General features: G+C 46.0%; 14 protein-coding genes and 1 riboswitch. Of the genes, 3 read left to right on the forward strand and 11 right to left on the reverse strand.

Features of this window, described 5'->3' with window-relative positions:
• Positions 1-19 precede the first annotated feature (19 nt).
• A complete protein-coding gene (gene metG / locus M1D72_RS17200; RefSeq protein ID WP_456295995.1) occupies positions 20-2092 on the forward strand; it encodes a methionine--tRNA ligase in 2073 nt (690 codons plus the stop codon).
• Between the two features lie 223 nt (positions 2093-2315).
• Positions 2316-3125: a hypothetical protein gene (locus tag M1D72_RS17205; RefSeq protein WP_390189157.1), complete on the forward strand. Its 810-nt coding sequence runs from the start codon at positions 2316-2318 to the stop codon at positions 3123-3125.
• Positions 3126-3173: 48 nt separating this feature from the next.
• On the opposite strand, the gene udp is transcribed toward M1D72_RS17205, so the two are convergent.
• From udp to moaA, 8 genes are all read right to left on the reverse strand, one after another.
• Positions 3174-3932, reverse strand: coding sequence for a uridine phosphorylase (udp, locus tag M1D72_RS17210; RefSeq protein WP_390189156.1), 759 nt, complete (start codon positions 3930-3932; stop codon positions 3174-3176).
• Positions 3933-4160: 228 nt separating this feature from the next.
• Complete coding sequence (locus M1D72_RS17215; protein ID WP_456295996.1) at positions 4161-6464, reverse strand: zinc/cadmium/mercury/lead-transporting ATPase; 2304 nt, start codon at positions 6462-6464, stop codon at positions 4161-4163.
• Positions 6465-6589: 125 nt separating this feature from the next.
• Positions 6590-7006, reverse strand: coding sequence for a CBS domain-containing protein (locus tag M1D72_RS17220; RefSeq protein WP_390189154.1), 417 nt, complete (start codon positions 7004-7006; stop codon positions 6590-6592).
• A 222-nt stretch (positions 7007-7228) separates the two neighbouring features.
• Positions 7229-7684: a molybdopterin synthase catalytic subunit MoaE gene (gene moaE, locus M1D72_RS17225; RefSeq protein ID WP_390189153.1), complete on the reverse strand. Its 456-nt coding sequence runs from the start codon at positions 7682-7684 to the stop codon at positions 7229-7231.
• Between the two features lies 1 nt (position 7685).
• On the reverse strand, positions 7686-7931 hold the full coding sequence (gene moaD, locus M1D72_RS17230) for a molybdopterin synthase sulfur carrier subunit (RefSeq protein ID WP_456295997.1): 246 nt from the start codon (positions 7929-7931) through the stop codon (positions 7686-7688).
• Positions 7928-8407, reverse strand: coding sequence for a cyclic pyranopterin monophosphate synthase MoaC (moaC, locus tag M1D72_RS17235; RefSeq protein WP_456295998.1), 480 nt, complete (start codon positions 8405-8407; stop codon positions 7928-7930). Before moaC ends, moaD begins: the two co-directional genes overlap by 4 nt.
• 10 nt (positions 8408-8417) lie before the next feature.
• Positions 8418-8930, reverse strand: a complete 513-nt coding sequence (moaB, locus tag M1D72_RS17240; RefSeq protein ID WP_456295999.1) for a molybdenum cofactor biosynthesis protein B — start codon at positions 8928-8930, stop codon at positions 8418-8420.
• Between the two features lie 69 nt (positions 8931-8999).
• Positions 9000-9989: a GTP 3',8-cyclase MoaA gene (gene moaA / locus M1D72_RS17245; protein ID WP_456296000.1), complete on the reverse strand. Its 990-nt coding sequence runs from the start codon at positions 9987-9989 to the stop codon at positions 9000-9002.
• Positions 9978-10115: riboswitch (molybdenum cofactor riboswitch) on the reverse strand. It overlaps the preceding gene by 12 nt.
• Before the next feature lie 166 nt (positions 10116-10281).
• Between moaA and M1D72_RS17250 the strand changes: the two genes are divergently transcribed.
• On the forward strand, positions 10282-11169 hold the full coding sequence (locus tag M1D72_RS17250) for a YvcK family protein (protein WP_456296001.1): 888 nt from the start codon (positions 10282-10284) through the stop codon (positions 11167-11169).
• On the opposite strand, the gene luxU is transcribed toward M1D72_RS17250, so the two are convergent.
• The 3 genes from luxU to uvrB form a co-directional block, all read right to left on the reverse strand.
• Positions 11158-11496 (reverse strand): quorum-sensing phosphorelay protein LuxU, encoded by a 339-nt coding sequence (gene luxU, locus M1D72_RS17255; protein WP_390189146.1) that lies wholly within the window; start codon positions 11494-11496, stop codon positions 11158-11160. The genes M1D72_RS17250 and luxU overlap by 12 nt on opposite strands.
• A gap of 6 nt (positions 11497-11502) precedes the next feature.
• Positions 11503-12897, reverse strand: a complete 1395-nt coding sequence (gene luxO / locus M1D72_RS17260; protein ID WP_456296002.1) for a quorum-sensing sigma-54 dependent transcriptional regulator LuxO — start codon at positions 12895-12897, stop codon at positions 11503-11505.
• A gap of 270 nt (positions 12898-13167) precedes the next feature.
• On the reverse strand, positions 13168-15201 hold the full coding sequence (uvrB, locus tag M1D72_RS17265; protein ID WP_456296003.1) for an excinuclease ABC subunit UvrB: 2034 nt from the start codon (positions 15199-15201) through the stop codon (positions 13168-13170).
• Positions 15202-15503: the final 302 nt, after the last annotated feature.

Below are 15503 nucleotides of genomic sequence, written 5' to 3' on the forward strand. Positions count from 1 at the left end.
AGAAAAGCGAAAATTAAGTATGGCAAACGATCCAAGAAATACTACTGCAAGGAAACTGTTGGTAACTTGTGCTCTTCCGTACGCTAATGGTTCGATCCACCTTGGTCACATGCTTGAACATATTCAAGCTGACATTTGGGTCCGTTATCAGCGTCTGCGTGGCAACACAGTTAATTTCATTTGTGCTGATGATGCTCACGGCACACCGATCATGCTTAAAGCTCAACAGATGGGTATCACACCAGAACAGATGATTGCTGAAGTCAGCGAAGAGCACCAAAAAGATTTCGCCGGTTTTGATATCAGCTTTGATAACTACCACAGCACACACTCCGATGAAAACCGCGAGCTGGCTTCTCACATCTATTTGGAACTGAAGAAAAATGGCTTTATCTCAAGCCGTACCATCTCTCAATTGTTTGACCCAGAGAAAGAGATGTTCCTGCCTGACCGTTTTGTCAAAGGCACGTGCCCTAAGTGTAAGTCTGAAGATCAATACGGTGATAACTGTGATGCATGTGGTGAAACCTACAGCCCGACAGATCTGATCGACCCTAAATCAGCAGTCTCTGGCGCCACACCTGTTATGAAAGACTCTGAGCACTTCTTCTTTGATCTTCCGCAGTTTGAAAGCATGCTCAAAGAGTGGACGCGTTCTGGATCTCTACAAAATGAAACCGCCAACAAGATGCAAGAGTGGTTTGAGTCTGGTTTGCAGCAGTGGGATATCTCCCGCGATGCGCCTTACTTCGGTTTTGAAATCCCAGGTGAAACAGGCAAATTCTTCTACGTTTGGCTAGACGCACCTATCGGCTACATGGGTTCGTTTAAAAACCTGTGCGACAAGCGTGATGATTTAAACTTTGACGAATATTGGAACAAAGACAGCAGCGCTGAGCTTTATCACTTTATCGGTAAAGACATTGTCTACTTCCACAGCCTGTTCTGGCCAGCCATGCTTGATGGTGCTGGTTACCGTAAGCCAAACAACGTTTTTGTTCATGGCTACGTCACAGTGAATGGCGCAAAAATGTCAAAGTCGAAAGGCACTTTTGTTAAAGCCAGCACCTACCTTGAACACTTAGACCCTGAATGTCTGCGTTACTACTACGCTGCGAAACTGAACAGCCGCATTGACGACCTAGATTTAAATCTAGAAGACTTTACTCAACGTGTTAATGCGGATGTCGTGAATAAGATCGTAAACCTTGCGTCACGTAACGCAGGTTTCATTGCTAAGCGTTTTGACGGCAAATTATCAGATAACGTTGCGCAGCCAGAACTGTACAACGAATTCGTTGCAGCAGCAGAGCGCATCGGTGAATTGTACGAAGCGCGTGAATTTGGTCGTGCGATTCGTGAAATCACAGCGTTGGCCGATAAAGCCAACCAATATGTCGATGAAAAAGCCCCTTGGGTCATCGCCAAAGAAGAAGGTAAAGACCAAGAGCTACAAGACATCTGCTCTGTGGGTATTAACCTATTCCGTGTGCTAATGACCTATTTGAAACCGGTAATGCCAGCACTGGCTGCGCGTTCAGAAGCGTTCTTAAACGAGGAACTCTCTTGGGGGCGCATTGCTACACCTCTTGTTAGCCATGAAATCACCAAGTTCAAAGCGTTATTTAACCGTATCGATCCGAAAAACATCGAGGCCATGATTGAAGCGTCTAAAGAAGACGCCGCGGCAGAAATGGCCGCGAAACAAGAAGCAGAAGCGAAACTGGCTGGCGAAGAAACGGAGCTGAGTAAAGATCCGATTGCGGATGAAATCGAATTTGATGATTTTGCCAAAGTTGATTTACGAATCGCTAAGATAGTCTCTTGCGAGGAAGTTCCAAAAGCCAATAAGCTTCTGAAATTCCAATTGGATATTGGCGGTGAAATGCGCCAAGTGTTCTCTGGCATTAAAGCGGCCTACAAACCTGAAGACTTAGTGGGTAAGTACACGGTTGTGGTTGCAAACTTGAAACCTCGTAAAATGAAGTTTGGTATGTCAGAAGGCATGATCCTAGCGGCAGGCCCTGGTGGCAGTGAGCTGTGGATTTTGGAACCACATGACGGTGCTCAGCCAGGTATGCGTGTAATGTAATTTACGGTTTGCACCAAGACAAAGCCCTAACTTTTACCAGGTTAGGGCTTTTTTATTTCCATTGTCCTTTTTAAGACAAAGCGCCCCAATTTAGTGCAATAAACAAAAGGAAAAACACGTAAGGTGCTGTTAAATAAAGTTATTTTATTTGGCTTAAAGTTTGCTTCTATTATTCCATTGTTTGCTCATTATCGAGTAAATCAGACTATAGGAGTGAGTCGTTATGTTTGTTGTCCTCTCGTTGCTGCTTTCATGCGCCATTCTTGCTCTGCTTGTCTATCTGTCTAAACAACGTCAAAGTGCTCAGCAACAACACTATGATGTCCTAGTCGTATTACGAGAGATTCTCTATTTATGCCGTCAACACCGGCGCATTAGCCATCATGCGCTGATCCACAGTCAAACTGACAATGACGAACTCAACCATTTACAAGATTTGATGATAGAGAAAAGTAATCATTTGATCGCCAACGCGCCATTTGAAAGCAAAGCAATGTATCGAATTTTGCAGCTGAAGCTCAAAAGCTTAATTAAGGAATGGCAATATCGCAGTGTTGCTCGCAATCAGATGATTCATGGAAAAACCATTCGTCATTGCCTATTTTTGATGGACGAAGTCGCCCTGGCTTGGTTAATTGAATCAGACAGAGAAGACCTCAGTGATGAATATCACCTACAGTGGCAACAAGTGCTTGATAGCATGGAAGTGCTGACCCAACTACGCATTTCAATTCAAGATGTAAACAGTTATGAGGGCACGCAGCGGATAAAATATCACAGTGATAAAATGCGAAGAAAAATGAATCAGCTGTCCTTGATAAGCCCCCTTTCGATTGCATCACCAAGTTGTACTGACGCACTGCTTAAACTTGGAGAAGTATGTGATGCCAGTGAGATAAAATTGAGTAATGAAGAGCTTTATCAACTGACGACCGAACTATCGCTGAGTATTTCCCAAGTCTATGATCAAATGCTCTCGGATCTGACCGAAACGCTGTATTTACCACTTCCCAAACCCGCAATAAACTCATAAACAAAAAAAGAGCCACCCTGTGGGTAGCTCTTTTTTAAACCTGTATGATTAAAGAAGCTTACGTGCAGCTTCAACCACCACTTTGATGGAGCGAGTTTCCGCTTCTTTGAGTGTCGCGTGATCTGGCGTTTCTTTTTGAGTACGGTTGATAATCACACCGGCAACACAACCAGCACGTAAGCCGGAACTTGCACACATAGTTAATAGCGTTGCAGATTCCATCTCAAAGTTCAGCACGCCCATGTCTTGCCACTCTTTCATCGAACCTTGGAAGCGACGTACCACACGACCACTAAACGTATCGTAACGTTCTTGACCTGGGTAGAACGTATCACTCGACGCCGTGACCCCCATATGAACCGTCGCGCCCGCTTCTTCGACCGCTTCTTTCATTGCTGTTGCCACCGCGAAGTCAGCAACCGCTGGAAACTCCATGGGTGCAAAGTGCAAACTTGCACCATCAAGACGAACCGAGCCGGTTGAAACAATCATATCACCCACATTTACGTGCGGTTGAATCGCTCCTGTTGTCCCTACACGAAGGAAAGTACGTACACCTAATTGAGCAAGTTCTTCAACCGCAATAGAAGTTGATGGGCCACCGATACCGGTTGAGCACACAACAACAGACTTACCATCTAACTCTGCGCGGTATAAGGTGTATTCACGATGACTGGCAAGAAAAACTGGGTTTTCCATAAGCTCGGCAATTTTTTGTACTCGAGCTGGATCGCCTGGAATAATTGCTAGCGTCGCGCCATTGAGATCAGATTCAGTGACTCCAAGATGGAATACTGCTTGAGACATAAGGGACTCCTTTAATCGCGCTTACAGGTTGGACATTTAGCCTGTTTATACGCACTCTGTATTAATTAGCGTTAAGTATACAATACCCAACCTAAACGCAACAATTAGTGATTCACATCACAATGAAAAAAGTAACAATTATACGCATTTCAAATAAAAACGGTTTGCATCACACTTTTACCCCTAAACCACCTCAAGCAACATTTCATAAGCATTCAAATAAAAGTGTTATGCGTGATATTTTGCTTTATAACGAAGTAGACGCAACGCGTTTACCGTCACCAATGCTGTCGCACCGCTATCTGCCAATACCGCTAACCATAATCCAGTGATGCCAAGTAAACTGGTCACTAAGAACACGGCCTTTAAGCCAAGTGCCAAACTCACGTTTTGACGAATATTTCGCGATGTTGCTTTGGATAAATCAATAACATTAGCCAATTCAATTAAACGGTTATGGGTTAACGCCGCGTCTGCGGTTTCTAACGCAACGTCACTCCCCCCACCCATCGCAACACCAATGTGTGAAGCCTTCATCGCTGGCGCATCATTGATACCATCACCAACCATGGCGACGCGTTGGCTAGAACTCATCGACTCAATCCAACGAACTTTATCTTCGGGTAACAAGTTCGCTTGGTAATCAATACCCATTTGTTCACTGAGCGCTTTGGCGCTGACTGGGTTATCACCTGTCAGCATGACGGCTTGAATATCCATCGCTTTAAGCGCCTGAACCGCTGCTGCTGCATCGTCGCGAATTTGATCTTGCCAAGCCACAAGCCCTAGCGGAGTCTGATTTTGATCGACCAATACCGCCAATGTTTTACCTTGGGCTTCAAGCGCTTCAAATTGCGTTTTATGTGAATGATCGACAGTCAGCTTGGACGGGGCAATCAACTGATAACGCTGCCCTTCAACCAGCGCCTGAACGCCACGCCCAACCAGTGCTTGTTGCTCAGTCGCAACAGGAATATCGGCTTGTTGTGCCTGTGCATGATTGACCAGCGCCACTGCCAACGGATGGCGAGAACCCTGCTCAACACCAGCGGCAATGCGAAGAACTTGTGACTCATTTAAGTTGTCATTTAACGGCTCAATATCCGTAACTTGAGGCTTTCCTAAGGTTAATGTTCCCGTTTTATCAAATGCAATTCGCTCAATAGAACCGAGCTGTTCAAGCGCCGCTCCTCCTTTGATTAATGCACCATGCCGTGAGGCCGCCGCAAGTCCAGACGTGATCGCGGCCGGGGTAGAGATAACCAATGCGCATGGGCAGGCAATAAGCAGAGTCGCCAGCCCGCGATATACCCAAGTATCCCAAGCTTGAGCAAACAGTAGCGGAGGAACCAAGATCACCAGCAGCGCGACCAACATCATCAACGGTGTATACCAACGGCTGAAACGATCTAAAAAGCGTTCTATGGGCGCTTTTCGAGTATCGGCTTCTTCGATCATGTGCAAAATACGATCGATCGCATTTTGCCCTTGCTTGGACGTAATTAGAATCTCAACGACTTTGTCGACGATCACCGTGCCAGCCATTACTTTGTCATTCGCAAGCTTTTCTACCGGTACGGACTCGCCAGTAAGCGCACTCTCATCAACATTCGCTGACGACGTCACTAACTGGCCATCGGCAGGCAAACGACCGCCAGGAGCGACTTCGATTCGATCTCCCGGCTGTAAACTCGCAACAGGGACGTCAACTCGCTCACCATCCACCCATTTGGTTGCGTTTTCAGGCACCAATGCCATTAACGCCTTCACGCCACTGCGCGCTTTGGTTGCGGCAAAACCTTCCAGCTCTTCGCCGATAAGAAATAACACCAGCACCATGCCCGCTTCCGCCGTTTCGCCAAGATAGAGAGCCCCGAGCGCGGCAACTGTCATTAAGCTCTCGATGGCAAATGGCGTTCCTGATAACGCCAACTGCAGTGCTTTACGTCCTATAGGATAAAGCCCAACCAGACAGGTCACAAAAAACAGCCAATGACTCAGATTTGGCAACAGAGGATTAAGCACAAAGCCTAGTAACATCGCGGCACTAATACTAATAATGTATTGATACTGCTTTATTTTTTCAGGAAACGACGTGTTATTTGTCTGGGAGGAAGCCGCGGTTTGACTAAATGAGAATCCGCTTTGCGTAATGGCCTGTTCCACTGCAGGTTCAAGTCCACTGTATTCCGTTTTAACCACCAGTTTTTCCGTCGCAAATAGAACTTGAGCCTGCTCGACGCCGCGAACACGGCTTACCGCACTTTCGATTTTTCGAGCGCACGACGGGCAATCCATGCCTAACAGATGCCAAGTGTAGGTTAGGAGCGTAGACGAACTGGGGTCGGGGTCATCATCCTCTTGGTTCGGGTCAGCACTTGAGTGTGAACCTGGGTGTTCACAACCATATTGGGACGTAGATTGCTGAGAGCAGCAAGATGACGCTTGCTGGTGATTGTCACAACATTGGTGAGTGGGTTTGGCTTTTTGAGAGGGGGTTTCAGAGCAACACCCTTGATGTTTAGTACACATAAACGCGCCTCCTGATCACGGTTTAAGCTCAGCATAGACCTTGGAGTTAACTCCAAGGTCAAGACAATCGCTAAAAAAGTGGAGAATAAAAACGTTTTATCAAGAAATTGCGTTGTCGATTAAGGTTATACCGGATGTTGGAAACACGTCGTCAAACTCTTACCGATGGCTCGAAGCACATCTCGGCGAGTAATAATGCCAACGAGAATACCATTGTCGACCACCGGATAGACTTTCGGTTTGCCAATTTTCATCATATCAGCCAGCGCTAGTATCGACGTCTCGGGTGAGACCGACAACACTTCGGTGTGCATGCATTCGGAAACTAGGTTGGTATCTTCACAAAAATAGGAAGCCTTAACTAACTTATCCAGCAGGTCTTGTTCGGATAAAAAACCAATAACATTGTGTTTTTCATCGATAACCGGACCGCCTAAATGCTCTGAACGAACCACTTTTTCAAGGGCTGCACTCAGTGACATATCAGGCCGAAAGGTAATCGCCTGCTTGGTCATATAATCTTTTACTTTGGGTGATTCCATCGCCATCTCCTTCATACGCCGGTGCGTCGTTTTGATAACGTAATTGTTGTCCAATTTGCTGTTTTTACTAAATTGGAAACAGCGATTTTTTTGATAGAAGAGATCAATGGCACGTTACCGAAAAGTAACGACATAATACTTACTATCCAGTGCCCCCCTAAAACAAAGGCACCAACAGTCTTGTTAGTGCCTTAGGATACATTCACGCAGAGAACAATGACGCTACTCTTGCCACCGCTTTGCCGCATCATGGTCACTCTCACGTGACTCGACCCAGCGCGTTTGGGTGGTGGTGCGCTCCTTTTTCCAAAACGGAGCCTGCGTTTTTAAATAATCCATAATAAATTCACACGCTTCAAACGCCGCTTGGCGGTGCGCACTGCTGACACCGACATAAACGATTTGATCGCCAATATCTAAGTCGCCCACTCGGTGAATCACACGGACAGCCAAGAGTGGCCAACGCTGCTCGGCTTGATCGCAAATCGATAACAGTGATTTTTCGGTCATTCCGGGATAGTGCTCTAAAGACAGACCGGTGACATTATCACCCAAGTTCATATCACGGACTTTACCAACGAACGTAACAACGGCACCGGCGGCACTGCCTTGAGCAAGATATTGATATTCTTTGCCAACATCAAAGTCTGGATGTTGAACAGACACACGAGAGTCCATACTATCCCCCCGTTACAGGAGGGAAAAAAGCCACTTCATCCCCATCATTGATTTCGGTCTCCATCGGCACAATGGCTTGATTGACTGCCGCTAATATTTTCCCTTGTTCTAGCGCAAGTGACCACTTACCTTCTTGTTCAGCAAGATGAGCACGCAGTGTCTCCACATCACCAAATGTTGACTCGAGTTCGATTTCGTCAACGCCGACTAACTCACGTGTTTGGGCAAAGAAAAGAACTTTAATCATGGCTCCACCTTGAAATGTCCGGATTTACCGCCGGTTTTTTCTAACAAACGAAGCCCGCTGATCTCCATGTCTTTCTGCACCGCTTTACACATATCGTAAATCGTTAATGCCGCGACGGAAGCCGCCGTTAATGCTTCCATTTCAACACCGGTTTTGCCCGCCAGTTTACAGACAGATTCAATACGAACTTGATTTTGCTCTTCCAACGCTTCGAGTTGCACTTCAACTTTGGATAGCAATAGCGGATGACATAACGGAATAAGATCCCAGGTTTTTTTCGCAGCTTGAATACCTGCAATTCTGGCGGTCGCGAACACATCACCTTTATGATGTTGACCTGAGATAATGAGCGTTAACGTCTCGGGTGCCATGCTCACGTACGCTTCGGCACGCGCTTCACGTACGGTTTCATTTTTGGCAGAAACATCGACCATATTTGCCTCTCCAGAGGCATTAATGTGTGTCAGTTGACTCATAGTTCCTCACTTATACGGCAAGATGAGGCATGAAATTACACGGACGATGGCTGGCATCCAGTTGCTGCTGAATAATTTTCGTCCAGCCTGTTTTGCATGCGCCAGTAGAGCCTGGCATCGCAAAGATCACTGTGTGATTGGCAAAGCCAGCAATCGCGCGAGATTGAATGGTTGAAGTACCAATCTCTTCATACGAAACCATGCGAAACAGCTCACCAAAACCTTCTACTTCTTTATCAAACAACGGTTTGAGCGCTTCGGGGGTGCTGTCACGGGAAGTGAATCCAGTACCACCGGTAATCATCACCGCTTGCACACCTTCATCGGCAATCCACTGTGAAACAATGGCGCGAATCTTGTACATATCATCAATGACAATCTGTTTATCCACCACGTTGTGGCCCACGGCTTTGGCTTGCTCAGCCAAATATTGGCCAGAGGTATCGTTCTCTTCAGTGCGCGTATCAGAAACGGTTAATACCGCAATATTTGCTGCTTGAAATTTGCTTTCTGCGTGACCCATTTGCTCACCTGTAAATCATATTAAATCGTGCGGCTTCAGCAACGTAACGCTACTGAAGCAAAAAGAAGATTATCCGCCAATAGAGGCAAGATGCGGCGTCATGCCACTATCCCCATCGTGAAGAAAGTGGCTAACACGCTTGGTTTGAAGTTGCTGTTCAATACGAGCGATCAACTCACCATGCTGCTCGTCTTGTTGCAATAAATCACGTAACTCTAGCCCTTGTTCACCAAACAAACACAGGTGCAACTTACCGAGCGCAGAGATGCGAAGGCGATTACAACTATCGCAAAAGTGTTTTTCATACGGCATGATTAAGCCGATTTCGCCTTGGTAGTCGGGATGTACAAACACTTGAGCGGGACCATCGTTCGCCGCTCGTACCTTGAGTAACCAGCCATTGGCGATCAAATGATTGCGAATCGCCACACCGGAGACATGGTGACGGTCAAATAAGTCGTCCATTTCGCCAGTTTGCATCAGCTCAATAAAACGCAGTTGAATCGGCTTATCTTTTATCCACTCAAGAAACTGGGGCAATTGATGATGGTTGAGGTCCTTCATCAAGACCACGTTCACTTTGACTTGCTCGTAGCCGACTTCAAACGCGCGCTCAATGCCCGCCATCACTTGATGGAATTTGTTTTCGCCAGTGATTTGGTGAAACAAACTCGGATCTAAACTATCAACGCTCACGTTAATATGCGTCAGCCCCGCCGCTTTCCAGTCAGCCACCTGTTTTTCCATTCGATAGCCATTGGTTGTGGTTGCCACTTTACGTATACCCGGCGTTTGGGCCACGGTTTCAATAATCTGGTTAAAATCTTTACGCAAGCTTGGCTCACCACCTGTGATTCGAACTTTGGTGGTTCCACAATCGGCAAACGCAGTAACCACGCGCCGAATTTCATCAAGGCCTATAAATGATGAATTTTTCTTGCCCGACGGTTTGTAACCATCAGGAAGGCAATATGTACACTTGAAATTACAGACATCTGTAACCGAGAGACGTAAGTAATAAAACTTACGATTGAACTTATCTTCGAATTGTTGCGCCACGGAACACCTTTCCAAACACGGGAGGCAACACCATTTCCAATGCAGCCCTTGTGATCAAATGTCACTGGCTTATCACGCATATCAATGAATGACTTAGCGAAAATAAGCTCGGAGTTATGGCAACTAGCCCTCAGACCAGCAGCTGATAGTAAAAATACTGAATAACAGTACGTGTTTCTAGCTCTATCGCGAAAAAAACGTGCCTTTCGCGCAAAATACCTCATTATGAGTATCAGCTATTATCTAATTAAACTAAATTATAAGCGTTTTGAAAATACGATAAGAAAAATTTATGCCTTTATACACTTCAAAAAAGGTAGTGGCCATTGGCGGTGGTCACGGGCTAGGACGTATGCTTGCGGCGCTGCGCAGCTTTGGCTCAAATGCTACAGGCATAGTCACCACAACCGACAATGGTGGCTCCACCGGTCGTATTCGCGACTGCCAAGGGGGAATCGCTTGGGGTGATACTCGCAACTGTATCAACCAGCTGATTACCGAACCTTCCATCAGTTCGATGATGTTTGAATACCGCTTTCGAGGCTCCGGCGAACTCAATGGTCATAACCTTGGCAATCTGATGTTAACTGCGCTGGACAACCTTTCCGTACGTCCGCTTGATGCCATCAACCTGATTCGCGATATGCTCAACGTGGAAGTTAATATTCTTCCTATGTCAGAACACCCGTCCGATTTACGTGCGCTCTCAACGAGTGGTGAGTGGGTTACAGGGGAAACCAACGTTGATGAAATGGAACAAGATCTATTAAGACTGGATCTCGAACCTGAAGTCCCTGCCACTCGTGAAGCCGTCGTCGCACTGCAAGAGGCAGATTGCATTATCCTTGGGCCAGGCAGCTTTTTAACCAGCGTCATGCCACCGCTACTGCTACCAGAAATCGCCAACGCAATTAATCAAAACCAAAAAGCGACATTAGTGTTTGTTGCCAACCTTGCGTTTGAATATGGTCCTGCAGGTAGAATGACCCCAAAACAAAAGCTCCAATGGTGTGAGAGAGCATGTAAGGCGAGAAAAATTGATGTCGTGCTTGGAGAAAAGGCCCACCCTGACCTAGCAGAGTGGAACTGTATTACAGAAGATTTGGCGTCGCCGAACCGAGCTTGGCGTCATGACCGGTTGAAACTGAAGAACGCCATTGAGAGTCTATTAAACGATTAACTGCTGGTAGCGCATTTTTGTGGTTTCTAACAGTTCGATCATCGAAGCGGCGTATGTCGCTTCGATTTGCGATTGACCCGCTTTCGCCGCCGCGTCCACTTCCGCTGCGTAAGCGCAGAGCTTATCCGCGCCAAAACTGGCCGCACTGCTTTTCAGCGCATGACTAATTTCTTTTAAATACTGCCCTTTATCTAGAGTTTGGCTGGAGTTCAGAGACTCAAGATACGTATTTAATTCACCTAAAAAAATGTCCAACAATACCGGAACGTTTTCTTGTCCGATCTCACCACTCAGGCGCTCAATCTTTTGCTGATTTAAAACTTCCATTAATACCTACTGTTTTTCTTTTATATTCCAAGCTTGTAACTTGCGATATATCGTTGAAGGGCTGACATCCAAATACCCAGCGGCTTTGGGAATGTTGCCTTCACACGCTTTTATCGCTTGTTCTATCGCGTGTTTTTCAGTCATCCATAATGGAAAAATATCGTGCACGGAAAGAGCTTCTTTCTCCATAATAGGAACTCGAATTTCTCTTTCGTGTGGTTTATTCAACGGTGGTGGTAACATTTCAATGGTAATATCCTTACCGTTGTTCAACACCACCACGTTGCGCAGCACGTTCTGCAATTGCCTTACGTTACCCGGCCATTCATAGTGAATAAATCGTTCAACGACTTCCGGGGATAAACGCACAAAGTTTTTGCCCTCTTCTTTGGACATGAAACCCAATAACGAGTATGCAATTTCTATGACATCTTCTCCTCGCTCACGCAGAGGCGGTAAGTGCAAAGGAATGACATATAAACGATAGTACAAATCTTCACGGAACCGCCCTTCTTGTACTTCTTTCCATGGGTCACGGTTGGTCGCACAAACGAAGCGAACATCGACGCTTTTCATTTTTGATGAGCCGACTTTTTGAAACGTGCCCGTTTGAATAAAACGCAGCAGTTTGGTTTGCAGGTCAAGGTCCATCTCACACAGTTCATCAAGGAACAAGGTGCCACCATCGGCCAATTCTGCTGCCCCTTGTCGGTCGGTCGCGGCGCCAGTAAATGCGCCTTTTACATGCCCGAACAACTCACTTTCAATCAGGTCTTTGGGAATGGCCGCACAGTTGATGGCGATAAAGGGTTTGTCTCCTCGCTTGCTGGCGGCGTGGACCGCTTCTGCACATACTTCTTTGCCGGTACCACTTTCTCCGGTGATAAAAATACTCGCCTTACTTGAAGCAGCAGAGTCAATGGTGCGATACACCGCTTGCATCGTGTGGCTACTGCCAATGAAACCTTGGTACGATTGATTACCCGGATCATCCGCTTCATTCTTCAATTTCGTCGCTTTACGAATCGCATTATTAACGGTTACACGCAGACGGTCGGCTTCGCAGGGTTTAATGAGAAAGTCTTGTGCCCCATAACGCATCGCTTCCACTGCAATATCAATCGAGCCATGAGCGGTCATAAAAATAACCGGTACATCAGGGTGCTCAGATTTGACTTGATACAGGACGTCCATCCCGGTCATATCAGGGAGACGTAAATCGAGAAGAATCAAATCCGGAGTGCGGACATTTAGACTGTCGAGTGCTTCGCGCCCACTGCCCACCACATTGATGTCAATGCCGAGCGGCATAAGATAAGAGCGATACAGCGCCGCAACAGATGCTGTATCCTCAACCATTAAGAGGTATTTGTTTTTTTTGTTTTGATCGTTGGATTGCATACTCTAGCCAATTAGTTTGCATTTTGTGCAAATAATCGCACTACGCATTGCATTTTGCAAATTTCAAGTAAGTGAAATGCAAAAAAACCGTAAAAATAATGACTTAAAAAATCATAGAAAATGGCACAGATAGTGCTATACCTATAGTGAGACCCTAACGGGTCCCTAGCCAACTGACGTTGTTAGTGAATATGATGTTCACAAAATGAAGCCAATAGTGTGTTTACTATTGGCTATTTTTTTATCTAAGCGTCGCAATCAACAGAACTATCAACTATTTACAATGAATTGCTCTCTCAGTTTTTCAAGCTGATCACGCATCTCTGCGGCCAATTCGAACTCAAGATCTTGTGCATGTTTGTACATTTGCGCTTCAAGCTTAGCGATCTCTTTCTCCAGCTCTTGCGGCGTGAAGGCTTGATAAGTTTGCGAAGACTCAGCCACTTTTGACAGCGGAACTGGCTTATTGGTGTTGCGCTGGCTTTTGGCTTTCGTTGCATCACCCAGCTCCATAATATCTTTGATATTACGTTTTAACGCTTGAGGTACAATGCCCATCGACTCATTATACGCTTGCTGCTTTTCTCGGCGGCGATTGGTTTCGTCCATCGCTTTTTTCATCGATTTGGTAATAGAGTCCGCATAAAGAATTGCTTTCCCTTTAAGGTTACGTGCGGCGCGGCCAATAGTCTGAATCAATGAACGTTCAGAGCGCAAGAAGCCTTCTTTATCTGCATCCAAAATGGCCACCAGCGAGACTTCTGGCATATCCAGCCCTTCTCGTAGCAAGTTAATCCCGACGAGAACGTCAAACTCTCCTAAGCGCAAATCACGAATAATTTCCACTCGCTCAACGGTATCAATGTCTGAGTGCAGGTAGCGCACTTTCACATCATGCTCATTCAGATATTCAGTCAAGTCTTCGGCCATACGCTTAGTCAGCGTGGTCACCAAAACTCGCTCATCAATCGCGGCTCTTAAGCGAATTTCAGAGAGTAAATCATCAACCTGCGTTGCCACAGGACGCACTTCTAATTCAGGATCAAGCAATCCGGTAGGACGAACAACTTGATCAACTACATCGCCACCGGATTTCTCAAGTTCGTAATTACCAGGCGTTGCCGAAACGAAAATCGTTTGTGGTGCTAACGCTTCAAACTCTTCAAATTTGAGAGGACGGTTGTCCAGCGCCGAAGGCAGGCGAAATCCATATTCGACTAGGGTTTCTTTACGTGAGCGGTCTCCCTTATACATTGCGCCAATTTGTGGAACAGTCACGTGTGACTCATCTATTACCAACAAACCATCCTGAGGGAGATAGTCAAATAGCGTTGGTGGCGGCTCACCCTCTTGGCGTCCACTGAGGTAACGTGAATAGTTCTCTATCCCTGAGCAAAACCCAAGCTCATTCATCATTTCAATGTCAAATTGAGTGCGTTGGGTCACGCGCTGCTCTTCAAGCAGTTTGTTGTTATCTCGCAGGTATTGCTGACGTTGATGCAGCTCTTTTTTAATCTGCTCCACCGCTTCCAGCATTCGGTCACGAGGGGTTACGTAGTGCGTTTTGGGGTAAATGGTGTAACGAGGCAAATCACGTTGCTTTACCACCCCCGTTAATGGGTCAAACACACTGATACAATCCACTTCGTCATCAAACATTTCAACCCGCACCGCATCTTGCTCAGATTCAGCAGGAAAAATATCAATCACTTCGCCACGCACACGAAATTGACCACGCTCAAACGCAACATCATTACGCGAATACTGCAGCTCAGCTAAACGGCGTAACATATCACGTTGGTCTATGACATCACCACGTCTCAAATGCAGCATCATTTGTAGATAAGACTGAGGATCACCCAAACCGTAGATTGCAGACACCGAGGCAACAATAATCGCATCTTTACGCTCCAATAATGCCTTGGTGGCGGAGAGTCGCATCTGCTCAATATGCGCATTCACAGAGGCATCTTTCTCGATAAAGGTGTCTGTGGTCGGCACGTATGCTTCAGGCTGGTAATAGTCATAGTAGGAAACGAAATACTCCACGGCGTTATTCGGAAAGAAAGATTTCATTTCTCCGTATAACTGCGCAGCCAGCGTTTTATTCGGAGCCAGCAGAATTGCCGGCCTTTGCGCCTGAGCGATAACATTGGCCAAGGTAAACGTCTTACCGGACCCCGTCACTCCGAGCAAGGTTTGGTGGGCTAGACCAGAATCTAAGCCATCTAACAATTTATCAATCGCCGCAGGTTGATCCCCTGATGGTTGATAGTCTGAGACGAGATCGAATACTTTACTCATGGTCACCTTCTACACAGACATGGGTCGAGAATGGATTCTGTATGAATATACAGATTAAATGCGCAAAATAAAATTAAACCCTCTTTTTTCACTTTACTGATCATACGGCTGGAATGTCTTTTGTTACTCTGATATTATCCTTCGCCCTAGCGGATCTCCTCCTAAAACCCCCTCTACTTTCATCCACAACCTATACACAATTTTTCTATTTTTATCATGTAAATGATGATCGTTTCGTTTAAGCGTTAAACTTGAAATCGATTGCAAAAATGAAACATATCATTAGATAACAAAGAGTTAGC

This window comes from Vibrio sp. AK197, assembly GCF_053903115.1.

Coding starts and splice junctions, on each gene's coding strand:
- M1D72_RS17250 (WP_456296001.1), top strand. CDS start 10,282: ATGCCTTTATACACTTCAAAAAAGGTAGTGGCCATTGGCGGTGGTCAC.
- udp (WP_390189156.1), bottom strand. CDS start 3,932: ATGTCTCAAGCAGTATTCCATCTTGGAGTCACTGAATCTGATCTCAAT.
- M1D72_RS17220 (WP_390189154.1), bottom strand. CDS start 7,006: ATGGAATCACCCAAAGTAAAAGATTATATGACCAAGCAGGCGATTACC.
- uvrB (WP_456296003.1), bottom strand. CDS start 15,201: ATGAGTAAAGTATTCGATCTCGTCTCAGACTATCAACCATCAGGGGAT.
- moaE (WP_390189153.1), bottom strand. CDS start 7,684: ATGGACTCTCGTGTGTCTGTTCAACATCCAGACTTTGATGTTGGCAAA.
- moaB (WP_456295999.1), bottom strand. CDS start 8,930: ATGGGTCACGCAGAAAGCAAATTTCAAGCAGCAAATATTGCGGTATTA.
- moaC (WP_456295998.1), bottom strand. CDS start 8,407: ATGAGTCAACTGACACACATTAATGCCTCTGGAGAGGCAAATATGGTC.
- moaD (WP_456295997.1), bottom strand. CDS start 7,931: ATGATTAAAGTTCTTTTCTTTGCCCAAACACGTGAGTTAGTCGGCGTT.
- M1D72_RS17205 (WP_390189157.1), top strand. CDS start 2,316: ATGTTTGTTGTCCTCTCGTTGCTGCTTTCATGCGCCATTCTTGCTCTG.
- luxO (WP_456296002.1), bottom strand. CDS start 12,897: ATGCAATCCAACGATCAAAACAAAAAAAACAAATACCTCTTAATGGTT.
- M1D72_RS17215 (WP_456295996.1), bottom strand. CDS start 6,464: ATGTGTACTAAACATCAAGGGTGTTGCTCTGAAACCCCCTCTCAAAAA.
- luxU (WP_390189146.1), bottom strand. CDS start 11,496: ATGGAAGTTTTAAATCAGCAAAAGATTGAGCGCCTGAGTGGTGAGATC.
- metG (WP_456295995.1), top strand. CDS start 20: ATGGCAAACGATCCAAGAAATACTACTGCAAGGAAACTGTTGGTAACT.